At 73.2% G+C, this 22,319-nt stretch carries 16 protein-coding genes; 8 read left to right on the top strand and 8 right to left on the bottom strand.

All coding sequences use genetic code 11. The features are described 5' to 3' along the window. Positions 1-18 precede the first annotated feature (18 nt). Complete coding sequence (gene der / locus AVW11_RS12925; RefSeq protein ID WP_030855303.1) at positions 19-1,482, top strand: ribosome biogenesis GTPase Der; 1,464 nt, start codon at positions 19-21, stop codon at positions 1,480-1,482. 13 nt (positions 1,483-1,495) lie between these two features. On the opposite strand, the gene AVW11_RS12920 is transcribed toward der, so the two are convergent. Next, the gene (locus tag AVW11_RS12920) at positions 1,496-1,891 is read right to left on the bottom strand and encodes a hypothetical protein (RefSeq protein WP_234362334.1); all 396 of its coding nucleotides are present in this window, start codon (positions 1,889-1,891) and stop codon (positions 1,496-1,498) included. Between the two features lie 209 nt (positions 1,892-2,100). Continuing rightward, positions 2,101-2,913: a hypothetical protein gene (locus AVW11_RS12915; protein ID WP_031154070.1), complete on the bottom strand. Its 813-nt coding sequence runs from the start codon at positions 2,911-2,913 to the stop codon at positions 2,101-2,103. Between the two features lie 296 nt (positions 2,914-3,209). Between AVW11_RS12915 and AVW11_RS38295 the strand changes: the two genes are divergently transcribed. Continuing rightward, positions 3,210-4,097 carry a LysM peptidoglycan-binding domain-containing protein gene (locus tag AVW11_RS38295; RefSeq protein ID WP_079250609.1) on the top strand — a complete coding sequence of 296 codons (888 nt, stop codon included), beginning with the start codon at positions 3,210-3,212 and terminating at the stop codon, positions 4,095-4,097. A gap of 40 nt (positions 4,098-4,137) precedes the next feature. Beyond that, positions 4,138-5,106, top strand: a complete 969-nt coding sequence (locus AVW11_RS12905) for a helix-turn-helix transcriptional regulator (RefSeq protein ID WP_076044050.1) — start codon at positions 4,138-4,140, stop codon at positions 5,104-5,106. Positions 5,107-5,399: 293 nt separating this feature from the next. Here the strand turns inward: AVW11_RS12905 and AVW11_RS12900 are convergent, their stop codons facing one another. Both AVW11_RS12900 and AVW11_RS12895 read right to left on the bottom strand, forming a co-directional pair. Next, positions 5,400-6,485: a phosphatase PAP2 family protein gene (locus tag AVW11_RS12900; protein WP_076044049.1), complete on the bottom strand. Its 1,086-nt coding sequence runs from the start codon at positions 6,483-6,485 to the stop codon at positions 5,400-5,402. 237 nt (positions 6,486-6,722) lie between these two features. Beyond that, entirely contained in the window at positions 6,723-7,838 is a 1,116-nt protein-coding gene (locus AVW11_RS12895) for a glycosyltransferase family 39 protein (protein WP_060179968.1), read from the bottom strand. 283 nt (positions 7,839-8,121) lie between these two features. Here AVW11_RS12895 and AVW11_RS12890 point away from each other — a divergent pair, with 283 nt between their 5' ends. Then, the gene (locus AVW11_RS12890) at positions 8,122-9,762 is read left to right on the top strand and encodes an MFS transporter (RefSeq protein WP_079250608.1); all 1,641 of its coding nucleotides are present in this window, start codon (positions 8,122-8,124) and stop codon (positions 9,760-9,762) included. Positions 9,763-9,952: 190 nt separating this feature from the next. Next, a complete protein-coding gene (locus AVW11_RS12885; protein WP_030855291.1) occupies positions 9,953-11,122 on the top strand; it encodes an acyl-CoA dehydrogenase family protein in 1,170 nt (389 codons plus the stop codon). A gap of 9 nt (positions 11,123-11,131) precedes the next feature. On the opposite strand, the gene AVW11_RS12880 is transcribed toward AVW11_RS12885, so the two are convergent. Further along, entirely contained in the window at positions 11,132-11,581 is a 450-nt protein-coding gene (locus tag AVW11_RS12880) for a cell division protein SepF (protein WP_030030440.1), read from the bottom strand. Between the two features lie 286 nt (positions 11,582-11,867). Between AVW11_RS12880 and AVW11_RS37380 the strand changes: the two genes are divergently transcribed. The 3 genes from AVW11_RS37380 (at position 11,868) to AVW11_RS12865 (ending at position 15,937) form a co-directional block, all read left to right on the top strand. Then, positions 11,868-13,274: a DUF5685 family protein gene (locus tag AVW11_RS37380; RefSeq protein ID WP_076044048.1), complete on the top strand. Its 1,407-nt coding sequence runs from the start codon at positions 11,868-11,870 to the stop codon at positions 13,272-13,274. Between the two features lie 1,199 nt (positions 13,275-14,473). Further along, complete coding sequence (locus tag AVW11_RS12870) at positions 14,474-15,358, top strand: S1 family peptidase (protein WP_030855256.1); 885 nt, start codon at positions 14,474-14,476, stop codon at positions 15,356-15,358. Positions 15,359-15,457: 99 nt separating this feature from the next. Continuing rightward, a complete protein-coding gene (locus AVW11_RS12865) occupies positions 15,458-15,937 on the top strand; it encodes an OTU domain-containing protein (RefSeq protein WP_076044047.1) in 480 nt (159 codons plus the stop codon). Positions 15,938-15,962: 25 nt separating this feature from the next. Here AVW11_RS12865 and AVW11_RS12860 read toward each other — a convergent pair whose 3' ends face one another. The 3 genes from AVW11_RS12860 to AVW11_RS12850 all read right to left on the bottom strand — a co-directional run bounded on the left by AVW11_RS12860 (position 15,963) and on the right by AVW11_RS12850 (position 22,312). Next, a complete protein-coding gene (locus AVW11_RS12860; RefSeq protein WP_060180005.1) occupies positions 15,963-16,859 on the bottom strand; it encodes a DUF4231 domain-containing protein in 897 nt (298 codons plus the stop codon). A 76-nt stretch (positions 16,860-16,935) separates the two neighbouring features. Next, positions 16,936-20,937 (bottom strand): FxSxx-COOH system tetratricopeptide repeat protein, encoded by a 4,002-nt coding sequence (gene fxsT / locus AVW11_RS12855; protein WP_030855260.1) that lies wholly within the window; start codon positions 20,935-20,937, stop codon positions 16,936-16,938. Continuing rightward, positions 20,921-22,312, bottom strand: coding sequence for a TIR-like protein FxsC (locus AVW11_RS12850; protein ID WP_158076131.1), 1,392 nt, complete (start codon positions 22,310-22,312; stop codon positions 20,921-20,923). The genes fxsT and AVW11_RS12850 overlap by 17 nt, the downstream gene beginning before the upstream one ends. Positions 22,313-22,319: the final 7 nt, after the last annotated feature.

Here is a 22,319-nt window from a genome sequence, read left to right as displayed (position 1 = left end):
CGACGAGGAACGGACTTCATGAACGACCAGCACGACCACGGAGCACTTGGCGATGCCGAGTACGCGGAGTTCATGGAGCTCGCCGCGGAAGAGGGTTTCGACCTCGAAGACGTCGAAGGCGCCATCGAGGAGGCGGGCCACGGCCCGCTGCCCGTCCTCGCCGTCGTGGGCCGCCCCAACGTCGGCAAGTCGACCCTGGTGAACCGCATCATCGGCCGCCGCGAGGCGGTCGTCGAGGACAAGCCCGGCGTCACCCGGGACCGCGTCACCTACGAGGCCGAGTGGGCCGGCCGGCGCTTCAAGGTCGTCGACACCGGCGGCTGGGAGCAGGACGTCCTCGGCATCGACGCGGCCGTCGCCGCCCAGGCCGAATACGCCATCGAGACCGCCGACGCGGTCGTCTTCGTCGTCGACGCCAAGGTCGGCGCCACCGACAGCGACGAGGCCGTCGTCAGGCTGCTCCGCAAGGCGAAGAAGCCCGTCGTCCTGTGCGCGAACAAGGTCGACGGCCAGAGCGGCGAGTCCGACGCGGCCTCGCTGTGGTCGCTGGGCCTCGGCATGCCGCACCCGGTCTCCTCCCTGCACGGCCGCGGCACCGGCGACATGCTCGACGCCGTCCTCGACGTCCTGCCCGAGGCCCCCGAGCAGACCTTCGGCGGCGCCGCCCCCGGCGGCCCCCGCCGGATCGCCCTGATCGGCCGCCCGAACGTCGGCAAGTCCTCGCTGCTGAACAAGGTCGCGAAGGAGAACCGGGTCGTCGTCAACGAGCTCGCCGGCACCACCCGCGACCCGGTCGACGAGCTGATCGAGCTCGGCGGCGTCACCTGGAAGTTCGTCGACACCGCGGGCATCCGCAAGAAGGTCCACCTCCAGCAGGGCGCGGACTACTACGCCTCGCTGCGCACCGCCGCGGCCGTCGAGAAGGCCGAGGTGGCGGTCATCCTGATCGACACCACCGAGACGATCAGCGTCCAGGACCAGCGCATCATCACCATGGCCGTCGAGGCCGGCCGCGCGATCGTCATCGCCTACAACAAGTGGGACGAGCTCGACGAGGAGCGCCGCTACTACCTCGAGCGCGAGATCGAGACCGAGATGCAGCAGGTCTCCTGGGCGCCCCGGGTGAACGTCTCGGCGCTCACCGGCCGTCACATGGAGAAGCTGGTCCCCGCGATCGAGACCGCCCTCGCGGGCTGGGAGACGCGCGTCCCCACCGGCCGGCTGAACGCCTTCCTCGGCGAGGTCGTCGCCGCCCACCCGCACCCGATCCGCGGCGGCAAGCAGCCCCGCATCCTGTTCGGTACCCAGGCGGGGAGCAAGCCGCCGCGGTTCGTCCTGTTCGCCTCCGGCTTCCTGGAGCACGGCTACCGGCGCTTCATCGAGCGCCGCCTGCGCGAGGAGTTCGGCTTCGAGGGCACGCCGATCCACATCTCGGTGCGGGTGCGCGAGAAGCGCGGCGCCCAGTACAAGAAGAAGAAGTAGCGGCGGTCCGGGGTCAGTAGCCCCGGCGCGGAGCGGGCGGCAGGGCCGCCGGGATGTGCGTCATCCCGGTCTGGTGGTGCCGCCCGTCGGCGTATCCGGGGCTACCCGCGTACGAGTAGGCGGGCTGGGGCTGGGGCTGCGACGCGGAGGGCGACGGGGAGGGGGCCTGCGAGCCGTAGGAAGAGGGCTGCCATTCGGTCCGCTGCCAGGCCGAACCGCTCCAGCCGCCGCCGTACGTGCCGCCGGTGTAGCCGCCCCCGTAGGAGAAGGACGTGAACCCGAGGTCCTCCTCGCCCGTACGGTCGCCCGGCAGGGCCCGGAAGGCGCGCAGGTACTCCGAGTACAGCGTGTCGTAGATCGGGGTGTGCGAGACGGCCGGAGAGCTGTCCCGGTCGCGTACGGGACGCATGGCGGGGACGGTGCCCGAATAGGACGGGGCGCGGGAGGAGTCGTATGGATGCACGTATCAGCCAACGAAACGGGCGCGCTGCGGATGCGGGGTGAACGGGCCGGAAACGCAGATCGCCGGGGGTGTGCGGGACGGACCGCACACCCCCGGCGCACGCCGCCCGACCCCCTCCGCGGGGGCCGGGCGGCCGTTCTCGGTACCGGCTGGGATCAGGCGCCGGGCGTCCCGGCGAGGGGCATCGCCGCGGCCACGAGCTTGCCCGCGGCAGCGGCCTTGTCCAGCGCGTCGCGCAGCAGGTCCTCGCGGGGCTGCTGGCCGATGGAGCCGACCGGGGCGGCGTAGATCAGCACGCGCTGGGTCTTCTGGACGGCGGTCCGCCAGCCGTCGGTGACCGACAGCGCCTGGTGCGCCTGCCACCAGGCGACCTGGCCGCCGCCCTCGGTGCCCGGCTGGAGCACGGCGTGCAGCTGCCCGGCCGCGAGGAGCACCGACCAGCCGCCGAGGAGGGTGGGGAGTTCGGACGTGTCGGTCACCGGGATGAAGCCCTGCTCGATCAGGAGCGGCAGGAAGTCGTCGCCGGGGCCGTCGCTGCCCGGGCGGGCGATCGGCGCGGTCGGCTCGACCACCAGGGCCGGGTGCAGCTCGCCGCCGATGAGTACGAGGCCGCTGGTGATGCCCAGCACGGCCTGTCCGCCGGGGACGTTCTGCGGCGCGGGCGCGCCCGTGTCCGAAGCGGAGGCCGGGCTGTCGCCGGTGATGCTGCGGACCGCGCCTTGTAGCTGCTCCTCGGAGACGGAGACGACCTGCGAGGGGATGCAGGTGGCGTGGGCGAAGGCGAGGACGGCGGTCTCCTCGCCGACGAACAGCACCGTGCTGGTGCGGTCGTTCTCGGGGTCGCCCGGAGTGCGGCAGGAGGTGCAGTCGTAACTGCGCGGCGCGTCGTCGCCGACGAGCAGCCTGTCGGCTTCTTCGTCGCCGATCTCGGCACGTACCTCATCACTGACGTCGAGCATGCGCGGCACGGGGTGGCTCCTCGGCATAGGTGCGGGTCCGGGAGGCTCCCGGCTCGCCGGGCACAACGCAGGAGCGACGGTCGGGGTCACGCCATTTGAGGGAACGGATTCGAACCGGGCGCCCGGAAGGGTGAACCGTGCGACCAGGGCTTCGCTTTTGCTTCAACTGTTATCTGCTTGTGCGCAGTTGGTGGCCGGATCCGGTCGTTTCGGCGGGACGGGGAGGTCGGCCGACCGGGTGGGGTGGCGCGTCCCGCCGCGTGGCGGGCCGTGGAGCACCGTGGGGCGCTGCGTAGCGTGACCCGATGCCCAACCTCCGGATCCCCCGGGCCGCCCGCGCCGTCGCCGCCGCCGTGCTGGCGCTCGTACCGTTCCAGGGGGCGGCGGACGCGGCACCGCCGCCGCCCGCCCCGGGCCCGGCCGGGGCCGCGCACCCCGGCTCGCCGGGGGTGATCGGGAGCGGACCGGGGGACTGCGGGCCCGGCGGGGAATGGCCCTGGGACTGCGTCGCCGACTGCGAGAGCGGCGGGCGGTGGGCGGTCAACACCGGCAACGGCTTCTACGGCGGGCTGCAGTTCTGGCAGCCGACGTGGGAGGAGTACGGCGGCCTGGCGTTCGCCCCGCGCGCCGACCTCGCGCACCGCGTGCAGCAGATCCGGGTGGCGCAGGAGGTCCTCGCCGCGCAGGGATGGAACGCGTGGCCGGTCTGCTCGAAGCGCTACGGGCTCGCCGGGCGGATGCACACCGTACGAGCCGGGGACACGCTGGTCACGATCGCCCGCGAGCGCCGGGTGGAGGGCGGATGGCAGGCGCTGTACGAGGCCAACCGGGACACGATCGGGCCGAAGCCGGAGGCGATCGCGGTGGGCACCCTGCTGACCCTCCCGGAGCCCATCCCTGTGCCGGGGGCGAAGCCGAGCCCTGTGCCGGGGGAGAAGCCAAGTCCCGTGCCGGGGGCGAAGCCAAGTCCCGTGCCGGGGGCGAAGCCGGTCCCTGTGCCGAAGCCAAGTCCCGTGCCGGGGGCGAAGCCGAGCCCTGTGCCGGGGGCGAAGCCGAGTCCTGCGTCGGGGGCGAAGCCGGTGCCTGTGGCGAAGCCGGTCCCTGCGTCGGGGGCGAAGTCGGTGCCTGCGGCGAAGCTGAACCCCCTGTCGGGGGCGGGGCCGGTGCCTGGGGCTGACTTCGGGGCGAGCTGATCCCGGCCGGGCGCGGTAGCGCCACTGGCAGACTCGGGGGATGCTCGAGACCTCCGCCCGCCTGCTGCGCCTGCTCTCCCTGCTCCAGGCCCACCGCGAATGGACCGGCGCCGGCCTCGCCGACCGCCTCGGCGTCACCGCCCGCACCGTCCGGCGCGATGTGGACCGGCTGCGGGAGCTGGGGTACCCGGTGAACGCCACCCCCGGGACCGGCGGCGGCTACCAGCTGGGGGCCGGCGCCGAGCTGCCGCCGCTGCTGCTGGACGACGACGAGGCCGTGGCCGTCGCCGTCGGGCTGCGGACCGCCGCGGGCCACGGTGTCGAGGGGATCGGGGAGGCCTCCGTACGGGCCCTCGCGAAGCTGGAGCAGGTCCTGCCGTCGCGCCTGCGCCGGCGGGTGTCGGCCCTCAACGAGTTCACCGTGCCGATGCTGCGCGGCTCCCAGCGCTCCACCGTGGACGCCTCGGTGCTGACCGAACTGGCCTCGGTCTGCCGGGACACCGAGCGGCTCCGCTTCGGGTACCGCGACCACGAGGGCAATGTCAGCCGCCGCACCGTCGAACCGCACCGGCTCGTCTGCACGGAGCGCCGCTGGTACCTGGTCGCCTGGGACCTCGACCGCGAGGCGTGGCGGACCTTCCGCGCCGACCGGATCGAACCCAGGCCGCCCCACGGGCCGCGCTTCACCCCGCGTCCGCCACCCGCCGAGGACCTCGCCGCATACGTCTCCGAAGGCGTCTCGCAGCGGGTCTACGCCAGCCACGCGGTGGTGCGGCTCAGGATGCCGCAGCAGGAGGCGGCGCGGATCATCGCGCCCAGCGACGGGGTCCTGGAACGGGTCGACGCGGATACCTGCCTGCTGCGCACCGGCGCCGTGAACCTGGACGTTCTGGTGATTCACATCATGCTGCTCGGTTGTGAGTTCGAAGTGGTCGAGCCGCCCGGCCTCACGGATCGGATGCGGGACCTCAGAGATCTCCTGGGCCGGGCCGTCGGGCCGGAGAAGTGAAGGAAATGTAGCGGACCTGAGGGAGATTCAGCTGGTCCGGTCCGAGGGTTCCGTGGAAATGGTGTGCGGCAATTTCCCGGTTTCCGGGAGAAATTCGAATGCGCCCGTACCCCGGGCGTGTCGCGGTCCGGAAAACAATGGGCGACTGTAGATATTCTGTGACACAAGCGTGACCCGGGACGGACGAACGTCCGGGCGTGGCGCTGACGAACGCCGAAGGCGGGCCGGGTCGATGACCCGGCCCGCCTTCGTCCTGCGGGGGTGGAGGGTGCGTACCGCCCCCGCCGTGGCCGTCAGCCGCCGGCGACCGGACGGGCGGCGGTGCCCCGGGTTCCGGCCCGCTCGGGGTGCGCGGGGTGCGCGGGATGGGCCGGACGGCGGCTGCCGACCGGCGTCACCGGAGTCCGCTCGGAGCGGATCAGGTGCGGCCGGCCGGCGGGGTGCGCGACCGCGCGGTGCGCCGGGGAGTATCCCGCGGCGGCACCCGCCGAGGCGGCCGCGGCGGGCGCCGCGGCCGAATCCCCGACGGTCCCGGCGACGGGCTTCAGCTGCCACTTGCCGCCCGCGGAGAGCAGCGGGGTGAGCGCGGAGACCACCGGGGCGGGCATCCGCCCGGTCTCGGCCCGGCGGCGCAGCAGCTCCCGCAGGTCGAAGACGTAGGCCTCGGTCCGGGCGATGAGCGGCTCGAACCAGGGCAGCGCCAGCAGGATCAGCAGACCCGCGGACCAGCCCAGCAGGACGTCGCTGACCCAGTGCGTGCCGAGGTACACGGTGGTGGCGCCGACGCTCAGCGAGACGACCGCGGACACCACGGACAGCACCCGCCGGGTGACCACGGTGGAAGCCAGGTAGGCCAGGATTCCCCAGGTCACGACGGCGTTGGCGGTGTGGCCGGAAGGGAATATATCGCCGCCCGCGAAGAGTTCGGCCGAGCCGATCTCGGTGGCGTAGTGCGGGCCGAGCCGGCCGAGGCCCAGCTTCACGGAGCCCACGGTGACGTTGAGCAGCAGCAGCGCGACGCCGAGGGTGATCAGCGGGCGCAGGGTGTGCTGCCGCCAGGAGCGCCAGCCGAGCCATGCGGCGACCATGACGGCGGTGGGTCCGCGCTGGCCCAGCACGACCAGGTAGTCGAGGAAGGCGTGCAGCTGCGGCCACTGCTCGTAGGGCCGGAAGAACATGATCTGCCAGTCCAGGCGGACCAGCCAGGACGTGGTCAGGACGGCCACGACGATGGCGAGGTAGAACGCGAGGGTCGATCCCAGGAGCACGACGCGGTGCCGGCTCATCTGCGGAGTCTGCAGATGAGCCGGTCGCTCTGGTTCCCGGTCCAGCCGGGCGAAGACCCGCTCCAGACGGGTCAGGATTTGATCGGTACGCACTCAATCGACGTTACCGCCCGGCGATGGCCGGGCCGGGCGAATCGCGGGCTTTGTGATGACCATGTGATGTGGAGTTGGTCTCACGCGGACCTTAATTCCCGCTATTCAGGCAGGGGTTGGGTCCTTCTCGATCCGGCGTCCGGGAATTGTTCCTGCTGCTTATTCGGACTTTATTGCCGCAGGTCGATTACCGTGCCCGCGGACGTCCGGGAATCATCCCCACCGGCGGCCGAGGCCTTACGGAGGGCCCGAGCCGTTCAGCCAGAACGCCCCGTACACCGCCGCGGCCAGGGCGGCCGCACCCACCACCAGGACCGCCCGCCGGGTCCGCCACCGGGCGAGCGCCACCGCCGGCACCAGCATCAGCGGGAAGGCGGGCAGCAACAGCCGCGGCTTCGAACCGAAATACCCCGACGCGCACAACGCCAGCGCCACGACGATCCCGCAGTACACGAGCAGCGGCGCCGGCTGCCGCTGCCGCACGCACGCCGCGTACAGCCACAGCACCAGGGCGACTCCCGCGATCAGCCCCAGCCCGGCCGGGAAGGCGGGCGAGGCCAGTTTCGCCCCGACGAAACGGGCGAAGGCCCAGCCGCCGTCGAAGCCGTTGCCCCAGCCGCCCTGCACCTCCAGGTACCCGAGCAGACCGCCCCCGGTGCGGGCCCCCACCCACAGGACGTACGCCGCCGCTCCCGCCGGAGCCAGCAGCGCTCCCGCCGCCATCCGCCACGACCGCTCGCCCCGCCGCCACGCCAGGGCCACGGCCACCCACACCGCCGCGACGACCGCCGCACCGACCGGGCGGGTCAGCCCGGCCCCGGCGGCGAGCAGGCCCGCCGTCAGCCACCGGCCGCGCAGGGCTCCGTACAGCGCCCACGCGGCGAGCGCGGTGAACAGCGACTCGCTGTACGCCATGGACTGGACGATCCCGACGGGCAGCGCCGCCCAGACGGCGACCGCGAACACCCCCGTGCGGCGGCCGTGCAGCAGGTCGCCCACCGCGAAGATCCCCCACGCCGCGGCGAGCCCGGCGACCACCGACACCACCAGGCCCGCCGAGCCGTACGAGAGTCCCGTCGCCGCCGACACCGCCCGTTCCAGCCACGGCAGCAGCGGGAAGAACGCCAGGTTCGAGTGGACGTCCCCGTTCGGCAGGACGATCTCGTAGCCGTACCCCTCTGCGGCGATGCGGGCGTACCAGAGCGAGTCCCAGCGGGCCGACAGCAGGGTGTGCGGGCTGCTGCCCGCCACCGCCCCCCACGCCGCGAGCACGGCCAGCCCGAGCAGCCGGACCGCCGCGAAGGCGGCCAGCGCGGGCGCGGCCCGGCGAAATCCAAGATCTTCCACAGGCATGATTATCCGGTGGCGTCCGACCTGGGTCGGCGCCGAGAACCACGGACCGTGAGCGGGCGTGTACGCGGGGGGAGGCTTCGGGGTGGGGGAGTGGCGCACGCCACACGGGGGCCGCTGCCGGTATGAGAGCTTGGCCACGTGTCGGGCACACGAACTCGCGTACGCTGACCGTTCACTCGCGTGTCGATGCCGGACCCCGTTGGATGCCGCACAGCGCACCACCCCCCGTGGCTCCGCAGACGCTGGTCCACCGAGCGCGAGGGATCACCTGGGAGGTACATGCATGGCGGGGACGAACGCGGCCACGGCCGGGACCCCTTCGCCCTGGCAGCGTCTGGGAGCGGCCTCCGGCGGTGCCAACCGCTGGGTCGTCCTGGCCGTTCTCTGCGTCAGCCTGGTCCTCGTCGCGCTCGACGCGACGATCCTGCACGTCGCGGTTCCGTCCGTCACGGAGGACCTGCGGCCCGGCCCGATGGAGCTCCTCTGGGTCGTCGACGCCTACCCGCTGGTCTGCGCCTCGCTGCTGATCCTCTTCGGCACCCTCGGGGACCGGGTGGGCCGCCGCCGCATCCTCCTCCTCGGCTACGGACTCTTCGGCGCGGCCTCCGCGATAGCGGCCTTCGCCGACAACGCCCAGGTCCTCATCGCCGCACGCGCCCTGCTCGGCATCGGCGGCGCGATGATCATGCCGGCCACCCTGTCGATCCTGCGCCAGGTCTTCCCCGACCGGCGCGAGCGGGCCCTGGCCATCGGCATCTGGACCGCCGTCGCCGCGATCGGCGCGGCCAGCGGCCCGGTCCTCGGCGGCTTCCTCATCGAGCACTTCTGGTGGGGCTCGGTCTTCCTGATCAACATCCCGCTGATGGCGCTGATCCTGCCGCTCGGCCGCTGGCTGCTGCCGGAGTCGCGCGGCTCCGCGGACGGGCCGTGGGACGTGCTCGGTGCGCTGATGGCCGCCGCCGGCGTGCTCGGCGCGGTGCTCGGGATCAAGCGGCTCGGCGCCGAACGGCACCTCCTCGACGCGCAGGCGCTGTTCCCGCTGCTGCTCGGCGCGACGCTGCTCGTGCTGTTCGTACGGCGCCAGAAGCGGCGCGAGCACCCGCTGATCGACATGCGGATGTTCTCGCGGGCCGCCTTCTCCACCTCGGTCGCCTGCATCGTGCTCGCCATGCTCGCGTTGGTGGGGCTCGAACTGATCGCCGTCCAGTACCTCCAGCTGGTGCTGCACCTCAGCCCCCTGGAGACCGGCCTGCGCCTGCTGCCGCTGACCTTCGCGGCCATGGCCGCGGGCGCCACCGGCTCCTACACCCTGGCCCGGGTCGGGCCGCGCACCATGGTGTCGCTGGGCTTCCTGCTGACCGCCTTCGCCGTGCTGCTGCTGACGCTGATGGGCCAGCAGGACCGGCCGCTGCTGCTGACCGTCGGCTTCATCCTGCTCGGCTTCGGACTGCAGACCACGCTGTTCGCCGCGTACGAGTCGATGCTGAGCGAGGCGCCGGCCGAGACCGCGGGCGGCGCGGCCTCGATCGGCGAGACCTCCTACCAGCTGGGCGCGGGCATCGGCATCGCGCTGCTGGGCAGCGTGATGAACGCGGCGTACCGGCCGGGGCTCGCCTCGGTGCCCGGGGTGTCGGCCGCGGACTCGGCGGGCGCGGCGAACTCGCTGGGCGAGGCCTACCAGATCGCCTCGGGCCTCGGAGGCCCGGCCGGAGCCGCCCTGTACGCGGCGGCACGGCACTCCTTCGTGCACGGCCTGCACGTGACGCTGCTGGTGAGCGCGGCGCTGCTGTTCGCGGGGGCCGCGATGGCGCTGAAGCTGCCGCGGGCGATGGAGTGCGGGGCGGCCGAGGAGGCCGAGCCGGTGCGGTTGCCCGCGCAGGCGAAGGGCGAGCCGCGGCCGACCCCGGTCGAGCAGGCCGGCTGAGCGCCGGGCATCCCGCCCCGCCGGTGCGGCCCCGCCGCCCGGCCCCCCGCCCTCGCCGCGGCGGGGACGCAGTGGTGCGGCCGGCCGGTGCCGGAAGGCGGGGCTGGATTTGCCCGCCCGAGGCCAATAGCTTCGGGTCGGCGCAAAACCTTGCGCCGCCAGGTTCCTGCTCAGGCCGCCGGGAGGCCCCGTGTCCTTCGTACCCACCGATCCGCTCGGGCTCGACGAGCTCCTCGGGCCCGAGGACCTCGCCGTCCGGGACACCGTCCGCAGCTGGGCCGCCGACCGGGTGCTGCCGCACATCGCCCAGTGGTACGAGAGCGGCGAGCTCCCCGCGATCCGCGAGCTGGCCCGAGAGCTCGGTGCCCTCGGGGCGCTCGGGATGTCCCTGGAGGGCTACGGGTGCGCCGGCGCCAGCGCCGTGCAGTACGGCCTGGCCTGCCTGGAGCTGGAGGCCGCCGACTCCGGCATCCGCTCGCTGGTCTCCGTACAGGGGTCGCTGGCCATGTACGCGATCTGGAAGTACGGCTCCGAGGAGCAGAAGCAGCGCTGGCTGCCCGGCATGGCCGCGGGCGAGCTGATCGGCTGCTTCGGGCTGACCGAGCCCGACGTGGGCTCCGACCCCGCCGCGATGCGGACGTACGCCAAGCGCGACGGCACCGACTGGGTGCTGGGCGGCCGCAAGATGTGGATCACCAACGGCTCCGTGGCCGCGGTGGCCGTGGTGTGGGCGCAGACCGACGACGGCATCCGCGGCTTCGTGGTGCCCACCGACACGCCCGGCTTCTCCGCTCCGGAGATCAAGCACAAGTGGTCGCTGCGGGCCAGCGTCACCAGCGAGCTGGTCATGGACGACGTACGGCTGCCCGCCGACGCGGTGCTGCCGCTCGTCACCGGGCTCAAGGGGCCGCTCGGCTGCCTCAGCCACGCGCGGTACGGGATCATCTGGGGATCCATGGGCGCGGCGCGGGCCAGTTTCGAGGCCGCGCTCGACTACGCGCGGACGCGGGAGCAGTTCGGCAAGCCGATCGGCGGCTTCCAGCTCACCCAGGCCAAGCTGGCGGACATGGCCCTCGAACTCCACAAGGGCATCCTGCTCGCCCACCACCTGGGCCGGCGGATGGACGCGGGCACCCTGCGGCCGGAGCAGATCAGTTTCGGCAAGCTCAACAACGTCCGCGAGGCCATCGAGATCTGCCGCACCGCGCGGACCGTCCTCGGCGCCAACGGGATCTCGCTCGAATACCCCGTCATGCGGCACGCCACCAACCTCGAATCGGTCCTCACCTACGAGGGCACCGTCGAGATGCACCAGTTGGTGCTGGGCAAGGCGCTCACCGGGCTGGACGCCTTCCGGTGAGAGCCCCGCTCAGCTCTGGTTGAAGAAGTCGCGCGAGCGGCCGCCGGGCTCGCCGCTCACGATCTGGGTGTCGGCCGGGGTCAGCAGGAAGACCCTGGTCGCCACCCGCTCGATCGAACCGCGCAGACCGAAGGTCAGTCCGGCCGCGAAGTCGACGACGCGCTTCGCGTCGGTCGGGTCCATCGACGACAGGTTCACGATCACCGGGACCCCGTCGCGGAACAGCTCGCCGATGCCGCGCGCGTCACGGAATCCGTCCGGGGTGACGGTCGCGATCCGGCGGCCGTGCTCCACGGCCGACTCGGAGGCCACCTTGACGCGGGGGTCGGTCACCCACTGGTCACCCGGGCCCGCGACGGAACCGTGGGCGGCCTCCGCGTAGTCGTCGTCGTAGTAGCGCTCGTCGTCGCTGTCCTCCACGAGACCCAGCCAGGCACTCGCCTTGCGCACCGAACCCATGGACTGCCTCCTTTCACCGCGGTCACTCTGTCTTTCTCTCCGCTGCCCCTATGCTCGTCCATGATGCTGACAACGCGCCAAGTGGATAGTCGCCGCGCAGGGGTTTCGTGACGGTACTGGTGCAGAACATCCGTTGCACGGTCAAGGATCCTGGCCGCTACCGCTGCTGACTGAGTGAAAATACGACCGGCGCCGCCGTACGGGTGGGCGACGGGGACGTACGGGTGAAAGACGCGGGTCGATACGATGCCCGGCAGGCACGCGTACGACACACGGGGGAAGCAGCTTGTTCGGCATAGTCAGGCCTTGCACGCACCGGCTCGGGGAGCGGCTCAAGGCGGAGTGGATGGCCCATCTGTGCGGGCTGTGCCTGGCACTTCGGGGCGACCACGGACAGTTCGCCCGCATCGTCACGAACTACGACGGTTTGCTTGTCTCCGTTCTGACGGAGGCTCAGTCCGGTCCGGCCCCCGGGTCCCGGCGCACCGCCGGCCCCTGCCCGCTGCGCGGCATGCGCACCGCCGCCGTCGCCAAGGGCGAGGGCGCCCGGCTGGCGGCCGCCGTCTCGCTCGTCCTGGCCTCCGCCAAGGTGCGCGACCACGTGGCCGACGGGGACGGGCTGTTGGCCCGCGCCCCGATCGCCGCCGCCGCCCGCAAGGTGGCCCGCGGCTGGGACCGGGCCGGTGCGCGCACCGGCGCCTCGCTCGGCTTCGACACCGCGGTGCTCGTGGACGCGGTGGACCGGCAGGCGGGCATCGAGACCCTGGCCGGCCCCGGCACTCCCGTGCTCGTGGTGACCGAGCCGACGGAGACCGCGACGGCCGCCGCGTTCGCGCATACCGCGCAGCTGGCGGGACGGCCGGGCAACGCCCCCGCGCTGGCCGAGGCCGGCCGGTACTTCGGGCGGCTCGCGCACCTGCTGGACGCGGTGGAGGACCAGGGCGCCGACGCGCAGGCGGGCGCCTGGAACCCCCTCACCGCCACCGGGACCCCGCTCGCCGAGGCCCGCAGGCTCTGCGACGACGCCCTGCACGGCATCAGGCTGGCGCTGGCCGAGGTCGAGTTCGCCGACGCCGGACTCGCCCACCGGCTCCTCGTGCACGAGCTGCGCACCTCGGTGGACCGGGCCTTCGGGACCATGAGCTGCGGCCACACCGCCACCGCCTCGGCCGGGCAGGGCCCGAACCCGCACGGATCCAACCCGTACGGATCCAACCCGTACGACGGGAACGGCGGCAGCAACCCCTACGGCGGCGCTCCGTACGGCGCGAGCCCCTACGGCCCGAACACCCCGCAGGCGCCGGGCGGCCCGCCGCCCGCGAGGTCGGGCGGGTCCGGCGGCGGTGGCGGCGGCCTCGGCGGCGGGGGCGGCTTCGGGGGCGGCGACGGCTTCGGCGGCGGCGGCTTCGGGGGCGGGGGCTTCGGTGGCGGCGGGCGGCATCCGCAGCGGACGCCCCGGGGTCTGCTGGCCGGCTGCGCGGTGGCCATCGGGCTCTTCTGCACCTGCCAGATCTGCTGCACCGAGCACGAGGGCCCCTGGTCGCGCAAGAAGCGGGACCCGTGGTGCGACGCCTGCGAGTGCTGCACCTGCTGCCGGTCGAACCCCTCGGCGGCCGGCGGTTCCGAGGGCGGCTCCGGCGGCGGTGGCGACGGCGGCTGCTGCGACTGCAACTGCGGCTGCTGCTGCGACTGAGTTCGCGTCAGTTCCACGCGCCCGGACGGCGTATGCGGGGATTCCCGGCCGGACGCGCGTGGAAGGGCTGAGCGGGATGAGCGTTGACGCAGACGATCCGCACGCGGCCCGGCGGGCACGGCGCGGGCACGGGGCCGTGGCGCGGGCCGCCGTGTGCGCCCCGCGCGGCCCTCGCGCACCGTGGGCCGGCCCCCGCCCCGCCGACCACCCGGAAGGTCGAATTCCGGCCGTTCCGGGCCCGCACGGCCCGGCCCGCCCCGAGGCTCCCGGCATCGCGCTCCGCCGCGTTCCCGGGTGTGCCCGGGCGCGTCCGGCGCGCCTGCCGCGTCCGGCCCGGCGGGCCGGAGGAGACCTCAAGGCGCCGGACGCCGCGGGGGCCGGGCCACGGCCGGCGGGCGCTGCTGCGCGGACCCGTCCCGGGCACCGCGCACGCCGAGGCCGCGCGGCCGCCGCGGGCGGGGCCGCTGCGGCCGCCGCAGCCTGCCCGCCGGCCCGCTCCCGGCCTGCGGCCGTGACCGCCCGGGCCGTCGTGATCCGGCCCGCAGGGCGCCGGGCCGCACACACCCTCGGCCTTGCCGCCGAGGGCGCCGCGGCCCGGCAGGGCACCCCCGCGTCCGCACTGCCGGGGCCTTCTCCTGCGTGCGCGCACGACCGGAACGGCCGGACGGGACACCACGGCCGGCACCCGCGCCGACCCGGTCCCGGCCGGCAGCCCGCCATCCCCTTCGAGGGCACGGCGCGCGTCCCGCGTCGGGCCCGCAAGGCCCGACGCGCGCGGCGGCCGCCCTCCGCGCGCACGGCGCTCCTGTGCGGACACCCCCTGGGGGCCGTCGCCCAAGACGCCCCGCGCCGGCGCGGCAGGCGCCGCGTCCACCGCCCGCAGACCGGCATACCCGGCGCGCGGGGCGCGATCACCCCGGAGCCCCGCCGGGCTCCGCCGCGCCGCCCGACCGCGCCCTCGTAGACCCCGCCCCGGCCCTCCCGCACCGCCCCGGAACACATCACCCCGCACGGCGACGGGCGGCGCGCGGAGGCCGAAAGCCGCTCTTGCGACCGGTATCCGACGACAGGACACTCCCGACAGCGCTTGTCAGGGACACGGCCAAAGCTCATGTGTTCGCCGTGCCCCCGGCTGCGCCTCACGGGCTCTGGCACCCCCACGACCGCCGGGCCCCCGACCCTCTCCAGGAGGACGAGAAGTGAGGATCAAGCGCACCACCCGTAACAGGCTGCTCGCGGTGGCCACCGGCCTGGCCGCCGCCGCAGCGCTCGCCGCACCGACCGCGGCGAGCGCGGACCCCCAGGACGGCGGTTTCAGCGCCGACCGGCTCGCCTCCGCCGGCGCCTCCGTCCTGCGGGCCGACGTAGCGGGCACCGCCTGGCACGCCGACCCCGCCACCGGAACCCTCGTGGTCTCCGCCGACTCCACCGTCTCCGCAGCCGCCATCGCGAAAATCAAGCGCGAGGCCGGAACCGACGCGGGGGCGCTGCGCATCGAGCGCATCCCGGGCAGGCTCACCAAGCTCGCCTCGGGCGGCGACGCCATCTACGCCAACAGCTGGCGCTGTTCGCTCGGCTTCAACGTCCGCAGCGGAAGCAACTACTACGCCCTGACCGCCGGACACTGCACCGACGGCGCGGGCACCTGGTGGACCAACTCCGCCCGCACGAACGTCCTCGGCTCCACGACCGGTTCCAGCTTCCCGAACAACGACTACGGCCTCATCAAGTACGCCAGCAACACCCCCGTACCGCCCGGGACCGTCGGCAGCCAGGACATCACCAGCGCCGTCAACGCCACGGTCAACATGTCCGTGACCCGGCGCGGCTCCACCACCGGCACCCACAGCGGCCGCGTCACCGGCCTCAACGCCACCGTCAACTACGGCGGCGGCGACATCGTCTACGGCATGATCCGCACCAACGTGTGCGCCGAGCCCGGCGACAGCGGCGGCCCGCTCTACTCGGGCACCCGCGCGGTCGGCCTCACCTCCGGCGGCAGCGGCAACTGCTCCTCGGGCGGCACGACCTTCTTCCAGCCCGTGGTCGAGGCGCTCAACGCCTACGGGGTCAGCGTCTACTGACCCGTGCCCCGCGCGCCCCTGTCGGCACCCTGGACGTCCTCCCGGCTTCTGGGAGGATGTCCAGGGCGGCCGTGTCCCCGGGGGGAAGCAGGTTCCTGCATGAAACGCATCGGCGTGACCGGGCACCGGTCCATCCCGGACTCGGTGCTCGGCCATGTGGAGAGCGGCCTGCGGGCCGTACTGGGCGGCCACGAAGGGCCGCTGGAGGCCCTCTCCAGCCTCGCCGACGGAGCGGACCAGCTGTTCGCGGCCATCGCCCTCGAATGCGGCGCCGACCTCACCGTGGTGATCCCCAGCGAGGACTACGAAGAGTCCTTCGAGGGCGCCGAGGCGCTGGACCGCTACCACAGCCTCAGGCTCCGGGCCGCCCAGGAGATCCGCATGGACTTCGCCCACTCCACGGACGAGGCGTACTACGCCGCGGGCGCCTACATCGCCGACTCCTGCGACCGGCTCGTCGCCGTCTGGGACGGCCGGCCCGCCCGCGGGCACGGCGGCACCGCCGAGATCGTGGCCTACGCCCGTGCCCTGGGCAAGCCGGTCACCGTCCTGTGGTGCGAGGGCGTGGCCCGGGACTGAGCCACGCCCACCGCCCCGGGGCGCCTCAACTGCTGTGCCGGGCCAGCCAGTCCGTGTGCTGCGGCGAGACGTACCGCTCGGTCTCGTACACCGACGAGGGCCACTGGGACTCGGTGATCGTCGTCTGCATCACGACCATCATCGCCGCCAGGTCCTGCTCGATCAGGGTGTGCGCCTCGATCAGCGGATGGTGGCGGCGCACCTCGTTCCAGGCGATGCCGGCCGCCGCCGCCGTGCTCAGCAGCCCCGTCAGGCCCGCGCCCGGACCCGAACCGAACGCCCTCAGCAGGGCGAACAGCAGCGCCAGACAGGTCAGCAGGACGATCGTCCACGACCACAGGCGCGTCGCCCGCCGCGACACCTCCGCCCGCCGCCGGTACCAGTTGCGCTGCTCGATCAGCCGGTCCCGGACGTACGTCTCCCGCCGCACGTGGTAGTCCCTGCCGCGCAGCCGGTGCATCGCACCGGTGATCTCCGCGCCCTCCGGCACCGAGCCCGCCGACCGCGGATCCTCCCACCCCATCTTCCGCAGCTCGGCCAGCCCCGCCTCCAGCCGTGCCCGGTACGCCTCCCCGGGATCGGCCACGTCACTGCCGAACGGCGCCCCGTGCACCGCGTACCGCCAGGCGAGCGACTTGATGAACTCCGCGGCACTGCGGTTGAGCTGCCACTGCGGGCGGGCCCGGCGCCGCGTCGCCCGCATGCCGACGGCCAGCACCCCCGCGTAACCGAGCACGCTGAGCAGCCCGAACAGGTGCAGCGGGCCCAGCTCCGGCCCCGGCGGCAACGCGGCGGCCCCCGCTGCCACGACGAGCAGCAGCAGCTGGGCCCGCGTGGCCTGGACCGACTCCCGCTGCCGGGAGATCGCCGCCTGGTCCGTGTGGTGGAAGAGGGCCGGCAGGTCCTCGTTTCGAAAGGTCATGCTGTCGGTCACAACGCCCCCCTCGAGTCGGGTGGCGGGCGGCGGGGACCCTCGGCCCCCGCCGCCCTCCGTCGGATCACACGGCGAGCGGCTCCAGGTCCCGGTGGATCCGCCGCTCGTCCCGCGCGTACCGGGGCAGGCTGTGGTCCTCGCCGAGCAGCCGGGTCAGCTCGGACACCACCTCGGCGCGCAGCCTCGCCGCCTCCTCCTTGCGGCCCATCGAGTCCAGGCTGATCGCCATGTTGGAGCTGCTCGCCAGGGTCTCCGGATGGTGCGCCCCGAGCGCCTCGCGCAGCCGCAGCACGGCCGGCCGCTCCAGCTCCAGCGCCCCTTCCGGATCGCCCAGGTCCGCCCGGGCGTTGGCCAGGTTGAGGTGGGCGAAGACCGTGTGCGGATGGTTGTCGCCCAGGACGTCCCGCATCCCCCGGATCGTCTGCCGCAGCATGGCCTCCGCCACCTCCGCCGAGCCCGTGCCCCAGTGGAAGACCGCCAGGTTGTTCACGGCCGCCAGCGTGTACGGGTGCCGCTCGCCCGGGACCTTCATGTACTCGTCCACCACCTCCTGCGCCAGGTCCCGCGCCCCGCCCGGGTCCCCGGTCGCGAACAGGTCCGACGCCAGGTTCAGTTCACAGGACAGCAGGTCCGGGTTGACGGAGGTGTACTTGGCCCGGTAGCGGGCCCGGGTGGCCGTCGTCAGCCGCACCGCGTCCTCCAGCTGGCCTGCCCGGCGCAGCGACACCGCCAGGTTCTTCGCGGCCGACAGGGTGCCCGGGAACGCCCGCCCCAGCGTCCGCTTGTAGATCTCGTACGTCCGGCTGAGCAGCTGCACCGAATCCTCGTACCGGCCCACCTCCCGCAGGTCGCGTGCGAGGTTCTGCGCCGACGACAGGGTGTACGGGTGCTCCGGGCCGAGCACCTCCGTGCGCAGGTCGTACACCTCCTGGTCGATCTCACGGGCTCTGGTGTACTGGCCCACCAGCCGCAGGTTCAGCGCCAGGTTGTTCGCGGCCGCCAGGGTGCGCGGGTGCGCCTCGTGGAAGATCTGGCTGAAGCCCTCGTGCGCGTCGGTCGCCAGCTCCATCGCCTTGCCGTACTGGCCCAGCGCGCCCAGCGTGTTGGCCAGGCCGCTCGTGGTCATGTACGTGTGCGGGTGCGAGGGCCCGAGCACCGCCCGCTGCCGCTCCAGCGTGACCTCGTCCAGCTCCTTCGCCTCCACGAACCGGCCCTGCGAACGCAGGATGTTCGACAGGTGGAAGCGCAGGTACAGGTACTGCAGGTCGTCGTTGCCCAGCATCTCCTTCCAGGCCTCGCGCAGTTCCTCGCCGAGCTGGTAGGCGGCCTTGAAGTCACCCCGCTTCCACAGGTAGCGGACCCGGTCGATCAGCAGCCGGCGCGTCTCCGGCTCCTTGCAGTACCGGGCCTCTGACGGGGTGAGGTGCGACCAGATGGTGTTGAACCGCGGCCACGTCTCCGGGTTGTCGATCGGCTCGTCGTCGTCCGGCCGGGCACCCGCCAGGATCCGGTGGACGGCGTGGCGGGCCTCCCGCTGGTCCTCCTCGCTCATCTGCGACCGGATCACGGCCTGCACCAGCCGGTGCACCTGGATGCTGTTGCTGACCTGGTCCACCTTGGCCAGAGCGAACCGGCCGATCTCCCGGATCACCCGGCCCAGCACCAGCTTCTCCTGGAGCGAGGCGTCGTACGGCTTGAGGGCGTCGATCATCTCCTTGCTGTACAGCAGGTTCGCCGAGATCGGCTCGGGAGCCAGGAAGGCGCACAGCTGGAGCAGCCGCACGGCGGCCGGCGAACGCGACTGGAGCCGCTCTATGGAGATGTTCCAGGTCGCGGCCACCGGCTCCGGATATCCGGGCGGCTGGTTCAGGCCCAGCACGCTCGCCGCCTGCTGCGCCAGCTGCTCGATGTACGCGGCCACCGGCGTCGCGGTCTCCGCGATCCAGGCGCCCGCCTGCTCCACGGCCAGCGGCAGGTCGCCCACCGCGATCGCCACCTGCTCCGCGTCCTCCTTGGTGAGCCCGGGGGCCCGGCGCTGGAGGTGCTCGATGGACTCCTCGCGCAGGAACACGTCCACCGGCAGCGCGTCACCGTACTGCGACCAGGACTGGTTGCGCGAGGTCACCAGCACATGGCCCGGACCGCCCGGCGGGAAGAACCGCTTGAGGGTCTCGGGATCGTCCGCGTTGTCGAAGACGAGCAGCCAGCGCGACGACGGCACCCCGCGCCGCAGCAGGTCGATCGCCTCCTGGGAGGCGGCCGCCATGTCCTCGCCGGTCTGCGCGCCCAGCCGGACCGCCAGCTCCGCGAGCGCGGCGACCACGTCGTCGGTCTGCTCCGAGGAGATCCACCACACCAGGTCGTAGTCGGCCATGAACCGGTGCACGTACTCCAGCGCCACCTGGGTCTTGCCGACGCCCCCGAGGCCGAACAGGGTCTGCGGCTGCGGCAGCACCACGGCCATGCCGCCGCCGAGCTGGTCGCGCATCCGCTCCAGCACGATGCTGCGGCCGGTGAACCCGGGGTTGCGGGGCGGGGCGTTCCAGATCTTGGGCACGGTCCCCGGGAAGCGGGGACCGGGCTGCGAGGCGCTCGCCACGCTGTCGGGCAGGGCCATCGGCCGCTCCACCGCGCGCAGCAGGGCGGCGGTGGCGTGCACCTCGTCGAGCCGGAACAGGTCCACCGGGTTGCGGTCGATGTACGGCGTCGACAGCCGCACGTCGCCCACCCTCAGCGGCACCAGCTGGCGCCGGCCCCCGGTCGGGTCCTCGGCGGCCGCCCGCTCCCACACGTCCACGGCCCGCGCCGACTTCAGGTAGGCCGTGGAGAGCAGCACCACCGTGCGCGCGGCGGTGTCGATGCTGATGCCCGTGCCGCCGCCCAGCGTGTCCCCGGCGGAGCCCGACGCGGCCGCGGCCGGCGGCCGCTCGGCCGAGACGTCCTTGGGCACCACCCGGAAACCGGCCCGCGTGAGCACCGACTCGATCCAGTCGGCCCACATCCGGTTCTCGGCCACATACGACAGGAACAGGTCGGCCGGCAGCGCCGGACGGCGCCGCGTGAAGGCGTCCCGGATGCGCAGGCGGACCTCCTCGCCGATCGCCGGCATGGAGGTGATCTCCCCCTCGGTGACCACGGCGGTCAGCCGCTCGAACGCCGAGAGCAGGGAGTTCGTCAGCCCGGCCTCGTCGCCGAAGGTGGCCAGCGTCTCCTCGTAGGCGTAGTACGGCCGGTAGGGGATCTCCACCGCGCCCCAGTAGGAGGTCAGCTCGTCCCCGACCAGGCCGCCCGGGAACCGGTCGAACTTGATCCGGGCCAGCGCCCGGCCCGCGTCGGCCTTCTCCTTCTCGCCCTCGTCGATCCGCATCGGGACCGGGTAGATCTTGATGCCGCGGTCGTTGAACCGCTCGTCGATCTGGCGGGCCACCGAGGCGGCACCGTCGATGGACTGGTCGGACAGGGTGAAGCAGTCGACGAGGACGTCCGGGAGGTGCACGGTGCAGATATCCGCGATGTCGGACAGGCCGGTGCGGCTGTCGATCAGGACGTAGTCGTAGTTCTGCTTCATGTCGGCGCGCAGGGCGTCGAAGAACAGGCCGCCGCCGAGCCGGTCGTAGAAGTTGTCCCAGTCGAAGGTGGACACCGTCGCGGAGTACTCGCGGTTCTGCCGGCCCGCCGAGACGAAGTCCAGGGTGCCCCCGTCCGGGAACTCCCAGCCCAGGGTCTCCGGGGTCAGCGAGACCGCGTGCGGCTGTATCCGCGCGTAGTCCTTGTGCCAGTCGTCGGCGCGCGCCACCGGACTGGTGGCGGCCCACGCGTACTCGCTGATCAGGTCGATGACCCCGGTGGTGGCCCCGAGCGTGGACGGGTCCAGGAACGGGTGGAAGAAACGGTGCAGGCCCGGCGCCTCCAGGTCCCAGTCCACCGCCAGGACCCGCTTGCCGTTGGCCGCCAGGATCCACGCGGTGTTGGCCAGCGCCATCGTGCGGCCCGTACCGCCCTTGTACGAGTAGAAGGTGACGATGCGCCCGTCACGGCCGTCCCTGCTGTCACGACTCGCTGTCATCCGCGTCCCCCCGGTCGGTGTCGTTGCTGTCGTTGCCGTCGTTGTGGCCGCCGAACGTGTCGGGCGGGAAGGGCGCCCGCGGCGGGGCCGCGGGCCCGCTCATCCCCATCGGCCCGAGCAGCCGCGGGCGTTCGGTGCGGGTGTTGCCGGCCGGCAGGTACACCTGGGCGTGTCTGAGGAACTGCTGCGCCGCCGCCTCGACCACCTGCGGCAGGATCTGCCCGAGGGTCTCCATGTTGGCCACCCCGTTGGCGGCGGCCCGGCAGGCGGCCCGGCCCTGCCCCATCTTGACGGGCAGGGTCTCCTCCAGCCGCTGCGCCAGCTCGATCTCCTTCGCACGGCTCTGGTGGTCGTAGCGGTTCCACGGCACGACCACGTTGACCCACGGGCGGGACTCCTGGTCGAAGGCGGCCAGGCGCTGGCGCCGGTGCTCGTCCTCCACCGCCCAGCGGTCGACGATCAGGATCTCCGGCCGGGTCGGCGGCTGCTTGCTGTCGTAGTGCCCGGCCTCGTCGTCGAAGGACCCCACGCTCGTCCGGTAGTTGAGGTTCTTGACCAGGTCCTCGGCGACGTAGGCGATGGGCCGCTGGGCCACCGGGTGGTACGGGTTCCACTCCAGCGCGTTGTCCCCGTAGTACTCGGGGCTGCGCCCGTCGGGCAGGTCGTGCCGGGAGGCGGCGGCCACGCTCACGTGCAGGGTGCGGGCGGGGCTGCTGCCGCCCGCAGGGCCGAAGGCGCTCGGCACCCCGCGGTAGTCCAGCGGGCGGACGGGTTCGAGCCGGACGGTCTCGGCGACCCGCACGATGCGCTTGGCGAGCTCGTACACCGCCCGCTCGTACTGCTCGGCGTAGCCGCGCAGTTTGATCAGCCCGTACAGTCCGTCGGTGACGTAGCGCTCCCCGAAGGTGTTGTGGTTGAACTGCAACCGCTCCGCGGGGCCGGGCAGTTGCGACGGGGGGACCGGCACCCACAGCGCCGGCACGATGGCCTCGGCGGGCTGGTTGCTCAGGGCCCCCTGGTGGATCGCCCGCTGGGCGAAGGCGTACCACTCCTTGCCGCACATCTCACTGGCGAAGTACCGCGGCGAGAACAGGGGGACGAAGACCCGGCAGGTGGCGAGCGCCGCCCCCAGCCGCTCCGACCAGCCCTCGCCGCTGCGTATCTCCCGGTCCATGAAGCCGGCCTCGGCGCCGGCGGGCAGATCCGTCAGCGCCATGACATGGCTGCACAGATCGCGGAACAGGCGCTCCACCCACATGTCGGGGTCGGGCCCCCCGGCCCCGAACCTCGGTGTATGCGCATAACTGAGAAAAAAATACGGCTGCACTGATGCGGGCACACGCCCCCCGTCCCGAAGATGCGAGCGAAGAAACATCATTCCG

Source organism: Streptomyces amritsarensis, assembly GCF_001953875.1.
Lineage (GTDB): Bacteria > Actinomycetota > Actinomycetes > Streptomycetales > Streptomycetaceae > Streptomyces > Streptomyces amritsarensis.
Note: the sequence above shows the minus strand (reverse complement) of the source record. Positions and strands in the feature narration are given on the sequence as shown.

Coding starts and splice junctions, on each gene's coding strand:
- der (WP_030855303.1), top strand. CDS start 19: ATGAACGACCAGCACGACCACGGAGCACTTGGCGATGCCGAGTACGCG.
- AVW11_RS12920 (WP_234362334.1), bottom strand. CDS start 1,891: ATGCGTCCCGTACGCGACCGGGACAGCTCTCCGGCCGTCTCGCACACC.
- AVW11_RS38295 (WP_079250609.1), top strand. CDS start 3,210: ATGCCCAACCTCCGGATCCCCCGGGCCGCCCGCGCCGTCGCCGCCGCC.
- AVW11_RS12905 (WP_076044050.1), top strand. CDS start 4,138: ATGCTCGAGACCTCCGCCCGCCTGCTGCGCCTGCTCTCCCTGCTCCAG.
- AVW11_RS12895 (WP_060179968.1), bottom strand. CDS start 7,838: ATGCCTGTGGAAGATCTTGGATTTCGCCGGGCCGCGCCCGCGCTGGCC.
- AVW11_RS12890 (WP_079250608.1), top strand. CDS start 8,122: ATGGCGGGGACGAACGCGGCCACGGCCGGGACCCCTTCGCCCTGGCAG.
- AVW11_RS12880 (WP_030030440.1), bottom strand. CDS start 11,581: ATGGGTTCGGTGCGCAAGGCGAGTGCCTGGCTGGGTCTCGTGGAGGAC.
- AVW11_RS12865 (WP_076044047.1), top strand. CDS start 15,458: ATGAAACGCATCGGCGTGACCGGGCACCGGTCCATCCCGGACTCGGTG.
- AVW11_RS12860 (WP_060180005.1), bottom strand. CDS start 16,859: ATGACCTTTCGAAACGAGGACCTGCCGGCCCTCTTCCACCACACGGAC.
- fxsT (WP_030855260.1), bottom strand. CDS start 20,937: ATGACAGCGAGTCGTGACAGCAGGGACGGCCGTGACGGGCGCATCGTC.
- AVW11_RS12850 (WP_158076131.1), bottom strand. CDS start 22,312: ATGTTTCTTCGCTCGCATCTTCGGGACGGGGGGCGTGTGCCCGCATCA.